General features: G+C 70.4%; 7 protein-coding genes. 6 read left to right on the forward strand and 1 reads right to left on the reverse strand.

Annotation, left to right across the window (positions count from 1 at the left end):
- Nucleotides 1-4: 4 nt before the first annotated feature.
- Nucleotides 5-613, reverse strand: a complete 609-nt coding sequence (locus VM306_RS26240) for a TetR/AcrR family transcriptional regulator (protein ID WP_325519717.1) — start codon at nucleotides 611-613, stop codon at nucleotides 5-7.
- Nucleotides 614-721: 108 nt separating this feature from the next.
- Between VM306_RS26240 and VM306_RS26245 the strand changes: the two genes are divergently transcribed.
- From VM306_RS26245 to VM306_RS26270, 6 genes are all read left to right on the forward strand, one after another.
- The gene (locus tag VM306_RS26245; protein ID WP_325519719.1) at nucleotides 722-1,114 is read left to right on the forward strand and encodes an ester cyclase; all 393 of its coding nucleotides are present in this window, start codon (nucleotides 722-724) and stop codon (nucleotides 1,112-1,114) included.
- 34 nt (nucleotides 1,115-1,148) lie between these two features.
- Nucleotides 1,149-1,835: an SDR family NAD(P)-dependent oxidoreductase gene (locus VM306_RS26250; protein ID WP_325519721.1), complete on the forward strand. Its 687-nt coding sequence runs from the start codon at nucleotides 1,149-1,151 to the stop codon at nucleotides 1,833-1,835.
- A 391-nt stretch (nucleotides 1,836-2,226) separates the two neighbouring features.
- Nucleotides 2,227-3,051 (forward strand): DUF4097 family beta strand repeat-containing protein, encoded by an 825-nt coding sequence (locus VM306_RS26255; RefSeq protein ID WP_325519723.1) that lies wholly within the window; start codon nucleotides 2,227-2,229, stop codon nucleotides 3,049-3,051.
- A 47-nt stretch (nucleotides 3,052-3,098) separates the two neighbouring features.
- Entirely contained in the window at nucleotides 3,099-6,188 is a 3,090-nt protein-coding gene (locus VM306_RS26260; RefSeq protein WP_325519725.1) for a BTAD domain-containing putative transcriptional regulator, read from the forward strand.
- Nucleotides 6,189-6,280: 92 nt separating this feature from the next.
- On the forward strand, nucleotides 6,281-7,495 hold the full coding sequence (locus VM306_RS26265; protein ID WP_325519727.1) for a cytochrome P450: 1,215 nt from the start codon (nucleotides 6,281-6,283) through the stop codon (nucleotides 7,493-7,495).
- Between the two features lie 150 nt (nucleotides 7,496-7,645).
- Nucleotides 7,646-8,520 (forward strand): helix-hairpin-helix domain-containing protein (locus VM306_RS26270; RefSeq protein ID WP_325519729.1); only part of this gene is annotated, 875 nt, incomplete at its 3' end.

An 8,520-nucleotide genomic window follows, 5' to 3' on the forward strand; every position in this document is an offset into this window, starting at 1 on the left:
ACCCTCACCAGGCCGGCCAGTGGCGCAGCGCGGCGTCGGCCAGTTCCTGGAGTTCTTCGCGGCTGACGCCGCTTGCCGCCTCCACGGCGATGCCCGCCTGCAAGGTGTGGACGTAGCGCGCGAGCAGCCCGGGGTTCGTGTCCGGTGGAAGGTCGCCCTCGTCGACGGCGCGCTGGAACCGGTCGCGGATGCGCGCGTGCCCCTTGTTGCGCCAGTCGACGAGCAGGGCGCGGATCTGGCGTCCGGCCTCGCCGGTGGCCAGAGCACCCTGCACACCAAGGCATCCGTGCGGCCGCTCCGGGCACGTGGTGGTGCGCACGGTGCCGGTCAGCAGTGCGGTGGCGACGCCGAGCGCGGTCGGTTCGGCCAGGGCTGGAACGACGTAGGCGCTGGGGCCTTCGTCGTAGCGCTCCAAGGCTTTGCGGAACAGCTGCTCCTTGTTGCCGAAGGTCGCGTACATGCTGGCCGTCGAGATGCCCATCGCGCCGGTCAGGTTCGTCAGGCTGGCGCCTTCGTACCCCTGCTCCCAGAAGACCAGCAGGGCGCGGTCGAGCGCTTCGTCGGCGTTGAAGCCTCGTGGGCGTCCGGTCGCGCGTTGTCGTGTCGTCTCCACGTGGACCAGCCTACGCGTTTTGGAGCGATCAATTCAGAACGTGGTACGGTCGAGTTCTGGACCGATCGATCCATAACCGCGTCGAGTGGCGCGAGGAAGGGGCACGAGGTGTCCGACAGCGAGTTGCGCGAGTTCTACCTGCGCTACATCAACGATCTCAACGCGCACAGGTTCGACCGGATGGACCGGTTCATCGACGAGCGGACCACGTTGAACGGGGAGCCGGCCACCCGCGACGACCTCCTCGCGGTGCAGAAGGCCGACGTGGACGCGGTTCCGGACCTCCACTGGGAGCTGGAGGAGCTGCTCTTCGACGGGGACCGCCTCGCCGCGCGCCTGGTCAACACCGGCACCCCGGTGAAGGAGTGGCTGGGCGTCACGCCCACCGGCGCGTCGTTCGAGATCACCGAGTACGCCATCTACCAGGTCCGGGATGGACGGTTCGTGCACATGACCGCCCTGCACGACGCCGGCGAGCTTCGCCGGCAGCTCACCCGCTGACCCCACTCACCACGACACAGCCGAGGGCGAACACATGACCACCACACTCATCACCGGCGCCAACAAGGGCATCGGCTTCGAAACGGCCAAGCAGCTCGTGGAGCTGGGCCACACCGTCTACATCGGAGCGCGCGACACCGAGCGGGGCGAGAAGGCCGCGGCCGACATCGGTGCCCGGTTCGTCCAGCTCGACGTGACCGACGACGCCTCGGTGAGCAGCGCGCTCGCGAGGATCGGTTCGGACGAGGGCAGCCTCGGCGTCCTGGTGAACAACGCGGGCATCCTCGCCAACGAGGCCCTCGACGGTCCCGCGGCCCTGCGGGCCTTCGACGTCAACGCGGTCGGGTTCGTGCGCGTGACGGAGGCGGCGCTTCCCCTGCTGCGGAAGTCCGCGAATCCCACCGTCGTCACGGTGTCGAGCAGCATGGGCTCGTTCTGGGCCGTCACCAACCCCGACCGCGCCGAGTACCGGATGCCGCTCGCGCTCTACGCCGCGTCCAAGGCGGCGGCGACCATGCTGACCGTCCAGTACGCCAAGGCGAACCCGGGCATCAAGTTCAACGCGGTCGAGCCCGGCACGACCGCCACCGACATGACCGCGGCCTTCGGGATCGGGCGGTCGGCGCAGGACAGCGCGAAGGTCGTGGTGCGGCTGGCGACCCTCGGCGTGGACGGTCCCACGGGGACGTTGCAGGACGAGAGCGGCGTTCTCGCCTGGTGACGACTGAGCATCCGGCTACAACACCGGTTGCCGGTCGAGGAACTCGGGGGGAAGGTCGTGATCGACGTCAAGAACTACCTGGCCAGGCGAGACGGGAACGTTCCACGAACGTCACCTGCTCCGTGTCCCGAGCGACAGGGTGCCCTGCCGTGTTCCGGCCGGCGCGCCTGACCGGAAGGCGCTGGTCGTCTCGGGCGACGTCCTCGAAGCCGTGGAGCTCGTGCACAACCTGCGGCGCGCGGAGCAGGTCATCAGCTGAGTCCTCGGTGTGCTGACACGGGTCCTGACATCGGTGTCGTCGCCGGTGTCAGGACCGTGACAGTCGTGTGTCCGGCCTGCGAGCGAATGTGGTCACAACAACCACGAAGGCCAGCCACCAGGGAGACACGACATGTCCACGTTCACCACGCCGAACCCGATCACCGCCACGCTGACCACCGCGGGCGCCCGTGTGCGGATCATCGCCGGCGAGAAGCCCGAGACGGTGGTCAGGGTCGAGCCCGTCGACAGCGCGAGCTCCAAGGACGTGAAGGTCGCCGAGAAGACCGAGGTCGACTTCGCCGCCGGCGTGCTGGCGGTCAAGACGACCAAGTCGGGTGACCAGAACGGCTCCGTCGTCATCACCGTCGAACTGCCGGCCGGATCCGGCCTGGTCCTGAACACGGCGTGGACGGAGGTGCGGGCCGACGGTGTGCTCGGCGACTGCGAGGTCAACATCGGGTCGGGGAATGTCGAACTCGACCGCGTCGCCGCGTTGCGGGGCAACCTCGGCGCGGGTGGGCTCGCGGTCGGGCACGTCGCCGGACCCGCCGTGATCGAGGGCAGCTCGGCCGGTGTGCGGATCGGCGAGGTCGAGGGTGTCGTCCGGTACCGGGGCACGTCGGGGAAGGTCTGGATCGGCCACGCCCGCTCCGACGTCGACCTGGGCGGCTCGAACGGCAGCTTCGACATCGGCCGGGCCGACGGCAGCGTCGTCGCCAAGGCGGCCGGCTGTCCCATCCGGATCGGACGGGTCACGCGCGGCCAGGTGGAGGCGACGAACGCCTCCGGTGGCATCGAGATCGGGGTCAGCGACGGCACCTCCGCCGAGGTCGACGCGAAGAGCACCAAGGGTGTGGTGCGCAGCTCTCTGCCCGCACAGGCCGACGGCGACTCCCTCACGGTCTACGCCCGGACGCGGCTCGACGACATCGTCATCCACCCCGCGGCGGCCTGAGTTCCGGCGTCAGCGATCCGCCAGCCGTCAGTGGCAGGATCGGCCAGGTGCAGATCGGGATTCTGGGACCTTTCGAGGTTCGCGCGGACGACGGCACCCTCGCGGACGTGCCAGGCGCACGGTTGCGAGGGCTGTTGGTCGCACTCGCGCTCAACCCCGGCCACGTGGTCCCGAAGGCGACGCTCGTCGACTGGATCTGGGGCGAGCACCCGCCTGCCGACGCGGTGAACGCCCTGCAGCGCTTGGTTTCCCGGTTGCGCAAGGCGCTTCCGCGCGCGGTGGTCGAGGGGCTGACGGACGGCTACCGCCTGGCGGTGGATCCCGACTCGGTCGACGCGGTGCGGTTCGAACGGCTGGGGAGCCAGGCCCGCAACGACCAGGGACCGTTGCGTGCACAGCGGTTGCGGGAGGCTCTCGCGTTGTGGCGCGGTCCCGCTTTGCAGGACATCGGCCTGCAGGACAGTGAAGCGTTCGACGCGGCGGCCACCCGCCTCGACGGGGTGCGCCTGGCAACGATCGAAGAGCGGTTCGACGCCGAGATCGGTCTCGGTCACGGTGCCGGCCTGGTCACCGAGCTGACCGACCTGGTGGCCGCGCATCCGGTGCGGGAGAAGCTTGTCGCCGCACTGATGCGCGCTCTCGTCGCGGCCGGCCGCAACAGCGAGGCGCTGCTGGCGTACCAGCGAACGAGGGAGGCGCTTGCCGACGAGCTGGGCGTGGACCCTTCACCGGAGCTGTCCGCGTTGCACGTCGCCCTGCTGCGCGGCGAGATGGGGCAGCGGAAGGAGAACCGCAAAACCAACCTGCGCGCCGAGCTGACGAGCTACGTCGGCAAGGACGCCGATCTGGCCGCCGTCCGCGGCCTCGTCTCCGACCACCGGCTCACCACCCTCACCGGCCCGGGTGGCTCCGGAAAGACCAGGCTGGCGACGGAAAGCGCGCGTACGCTGCTCGGCGACCTGCCGGACGGGGTCTGGCTGGTGGAGTTAGCGGCGATCGGCACGGACGCGGACGTGGCCCAGGCCGCGTTGTCCGGGCTCGGCCTGCGGGACGCGCTTCTCGGTGAGGCGTCGAACCTGGAGCCGGTGGACCGGCTCGTCACCGCGGTCCGCGACCGGGAGATGCTGCTGGTCCTGGACAACTGCGAGCACGTGGTCGAGTCCGCGGCCGCGCTCGCCCACCGGCTGCTCGGGGAGTGTCCGCGGTTGCGGATCCTCGCGACGAGCCGGGAACCGCTCGGCATCACCGGGGAGGCGTTGTGGTCCGTCGAACCGCTCGCCCTGCCGGAGGCCGTTCAGCTGCTGAAGGACAGAACGTTCGCGGTGCGCAAGGACCTCGCCGGTGACACCCGGACGATGGAACGCGTCTGCAGGGTGCTGGACGGGATGCCGCTCGCGATCGAACTGGCCGCGGCCCGGTTGCGCACCATGTCGATCGAGCAGCTCGCCGACCGCTTGGACGACAGGTTCCGGCTGCTCACCGGTGGCAGCCGCACCGCGCTGCCCCGGCACCGCACGTTGCGCGCGATGGTCGACTGGAGCTGGGAACTGCTCACCGACGCCGAACGGGTGGTGCTGCGCAGGCTGTCGGTGTTCGCGGGAGGGGCGAGCCTGGAGGCGGCCGAGCGGGTCTGCGCGGGCGATGCCGTCGAGGAGCACGAGGTTCTCGACCTGCTCACCGCGTTGACCGAGAAGTCGTTGCTGGTCTCCGCCGACGACGGCGCACCGCGCTACCGGATGCTCGGCACGATCAAGGAGTACGCCGCCCAGCGGCTCGCCGAGGCGGGGGAGTCGATGCCGGCGCGGCAGGCCCACCTGACCTGCTTCACCGAGCTCGCCGAGACGGCGGATCCGCATCTGCGCCGCAGCGAGCAACTGGAGTGGCTCGCCATCCTCAGGACGGAGCACGACAACATCACCTCCGCGATGCGGGGCGCGCTCGCGGCGGGTGAGGCGCACGCGGCGATGCGGCTCGCCGCGGCCGCGGGCTGGTACTGGTGGCTCATCGGCCGCAAGGCCGAGGGCATGGAGCTGATCACCGCGGCCATCGGCACCCCCGGCGAGGTCCCCGACCGGATCCGCGCGGTGGTGTACGCCCTCACCTCGATGTTCGTCACCTCCGGACCGTCCGACGTGCTGGAAGCCGCGGAGTGGGTCCACAAGGCCTACGAGTTCGGCGAAAGCGGCCGGCACCACCACCCGGCGCTGAGGCTGGTCGTCCCGCTGGAACGGGTCCTGCGGGAGCCGGACGCCGTCCTGCCCGCGTGGGAGTCGTTGCTGCACGACGAGGACCCCTGGGTACGGGCACTGTCCCGGCTCCACATCGGCAAGATGCGGATCATGCTCGGCCACGGCGGAGACCTGGAGGCCTGCTTCGAGGAGGCGCTCGTCGGGTTCCGGGTGCTCGGCGAACGGTTCGGGATCTCCTTCGCGCAGACCGAACTGGCGGACCGCCTCGCCCTGCGCGGCGAGTTCATCGAGGCGTGCGAGCACTTCGACCAGGCGATCGCGGTCGTCACCGAACTCGGTGCTGTCGACGACGTCATCCAGATGCGCGCACGGCAAGCACGGCTGTACTGGCTCATGGGGGACAAGGACGCCGGCGCGGCGGCCATGGCGGAGGCAGCAAGCCGTGCGGAAGGGGTCACCTGGCCGGGCACGTTGTCCGCCCTGGCCTTCGCGAAGGCCGAGCTCGCCCGGTGGAACGGGAACGCCGAGGACGCGTTCGACCAGTTCGCCGTCGCGGCGAAGTTGCTGGGTGACGAAGCGGAGCGGCCGCACATCCGCGCGGCGGTGCACGACCTGCACGGCTACTTCGCCGACGATCTCGGCGAGGCGCGCGAGCACCGGGCGGCGGCCTGCCGGGCAGCGGCCGAGATGGGACACGCACCGATGATCGCGCAGATGATCGTCGGTGTCGCGGACCTGGCGTTGCGTCGAGGGCAGCACGAGCAGGCCGCGCTGCTGCTGGCGGCGAGTGCGACCGTGCTCGGCCTGGTGAACCGGTGCAACCCCGACGTGTCCCGGATCGAGCAGGCGGTGCGAAGCCATCTCGGTGACGCCGCCTTCGACGAGGCGGCTCACGCGGGTGCGTCGACGGCCTGGGACGAGCTGGTCGCGACGACGCTGGCGTCCTGACACCGCTTCCCGGCCGTGTCAGCGCGGTGACAGTGCCGCGTCCGGGCTCTCGGTGATCGTGGTGACACCACACCACCACGAGGGGAAATGCGATGAGCCAGACGGTCTCCGTGCCACAGGGCCTGCCGATGGACCGCGACGCGGGCCCGTTCGACCCGCCCAGCCGGATCACCGGGTTGCGCGAGGCCCGGCCGGTCAGCCCCATGCTCTTCCCCGACGGGCACGAGGGCTGGCTGATCACCGGGTACGACGTGGTGCGGCAGGTCATGGCGGACACCAGGTTCAGCAACCGCCAGGACCTCGGCGTGATCCACGTGCCCTACGAGACGCCCGGCATGCCCGTGGCGGCCGAACCGTCCCCGCAGACCCCGGGCCTGTTCATCAGCATGGACCCGCCGGATCACACCCGGTTGCGCCGCAAGCTCACCGGCGCGTTCACGGTCAAGCGGATGAAGCAGCTCGAAGAGGGCATCATCGCGATCACCGAGCAGCAGCTGGACGAGCTGGCGAAGCTCACCCCGCCGGTCGACCTGGTGCGGGAGTTCGCGCTCCCGGTGCCGTCGCTGGTGATTTGCGAACTGCTCGGCGTCCCCTACGCGGACCGCGAGACCTTCCAGGAGAACTCGTCGAAGTTCATGGTGAGGGACGTGACGCTCGAGGACAAGATGGCCGCGATCGGCGCCATGTTCGGCTACCTCGCCCAACTGGTGACGGCCAAGCGCGCCGACCCCGGCGAGGACATCCTCTCGGACCTGGCCCGCGACGAGGACCTCACCATCGAGGAACTGTCCGGCATGGCCTTCCTGCTGTTGCTGGCAGGTCACGAGACCACCGCGAACATGCTGGCGCTGGGCACGTTCGCGCTCCTGGAACACCCTGAGCAGCTCGCGGAACTGCGCGGGAACCCGGACCTGCTGCCCGACGCCGTCGAGGAGCTGATGCGCTACCTGTCCGTCGCGGACATCTTCTTCCGCTACGCCACGGAGGACATCGAGCTCGGCGGCGAGACGATCCCCGCCGGCGCGACCGTCGTCGTCTCGCTGCTGGCCGCCAACCGCGACCCGCGGCGGTTCGAGAACCCCGACGTCCTGGACGTGCACCGCAAGGTCCGCGGCCAGGTCGCGTTCGGGCACGGCATCCACCAGTGCCTCGGCCAGCAGCTGGCCCGCATCGAGATGCGCGCGGGGTTCGAAGGACTGCTGCGCCGCTTCCCGGACCTCCGGCTCGCCATCCCGGCCGACGAGGTGAAGCTGCGGACGAACATGCACATCTACGGCGTCCACGGGCTTCCGGTCACCTGGGCCTGAACCATCATCGGCTCAGGAGAGAACCAACTCCTTTCGCCGGCCAGCTGACAGGTGAAGGGCAGTAGGTCGACCGGTCCGGCGCGTCAGGCCGGTCGTGGCATCCTTGCCACGGATCGCGGTTCGAGGGGACCGCCTGGCGAAAGGACACAGGTGGACTCGTCGAAGGTCGGTGGGCACGCCCGCGAGGTGCTGACCGCCGCGAAGGCGTTCGGTGCCGAGGCGGCAGAGGTGCGCGCGGAACCGGACCGGTTGCGCGCGCTCGCCGCCGCGAAGTACCAGGCGGTCCACGACTCGCTGGTGGCAGAACAGCTCCGTGCCATGCCGGTGGACAAGCTGCGGGACACGAAGGCGAACCTGCGGCTGAGCACGCTGAAGGACGCCGGGTACCGGACCGTCGCCGACATCGCCGGGGCGCGCCCGGAACAGCTCGACGGCGTGCCCGGAGTCGGCCGGCAGTCCGCCGAGCAGATCGTGCGGATCGCCCGCGCCGTGGCCGACGGCGTCGCGCGCGACACGACCGTCCGGCTGAACCCGGACCGCGCTGACCGCGTCCAGACCGAGCTGCTGCAGCTGATGTCCAAGCTGCGCAGGGCGAACCAGCTCGTCGGTCCCCTGCGCGAGCCGCTCGAGGACGTGCTGGGCAGGGTCGACGCCGACGTGCGCGCCGCGTCCCGTGCCTGGAGCCGGGTGCGGATGTTCTTCTCGCTGCGGAAGAACCGGCAGGCCGCCATCGAGTCGCTCGACCGGCTCGACGCCCTGCTGGCCAGCCGTGACGTGACGGCGTTGCGCGCGGTGGGCACGCAGCTGCGCGTTCCGGACCTGGACCACCGCGCGCTGTGGCGCGACTACGAGCTCGACGCGGCCGCCTACAACACGCTCCTCGCCGACCTCGCCGGTGCGGACGCGGTACCGGATCGCAGTGCCGCCAACGGTTTCGTCCCTGCCGACATCGAGCACGAGGTCGACGCGACCACACTGGACACCAGCCTGCTGAAGGTGTCGCTGCGCGGCTACCAGGTGTTCGG

The sequence above is a fragment of the Lentzea sp. genome (assembly GCF_035525475.1).
GTDB lineage: Bacteria > Actinomycetota > Actinomycetes > Mycobacteriales > Pseudonocardiaceae > Lentzea.

What these genes read in the sequence shown, in the direction of transcription:
- VM306_RS26250 (WP_325519721.1), top strand. Translation starts at nt 1,149, where the DNA reads ATGACCACCACACTCATCACCGGCGCCAACAAGGGCATCGGCTTCGAA.
- VM306_RS26255 (WP_325519723.1), top strand. Translation starts at nt 2,227, where the DNA reads ATGTCCACGTTCACCACGCCGAACCCGATCACCGCCACGCTGACCACC.
- VM306_RS26265 (WP_325519727.1), top strand. Translation starts at nt 6,281, where the DNA reads ATGAGCCAGACGGTCTCCGTGCCACAGGGCCTGCCGATGGACCGCGAC.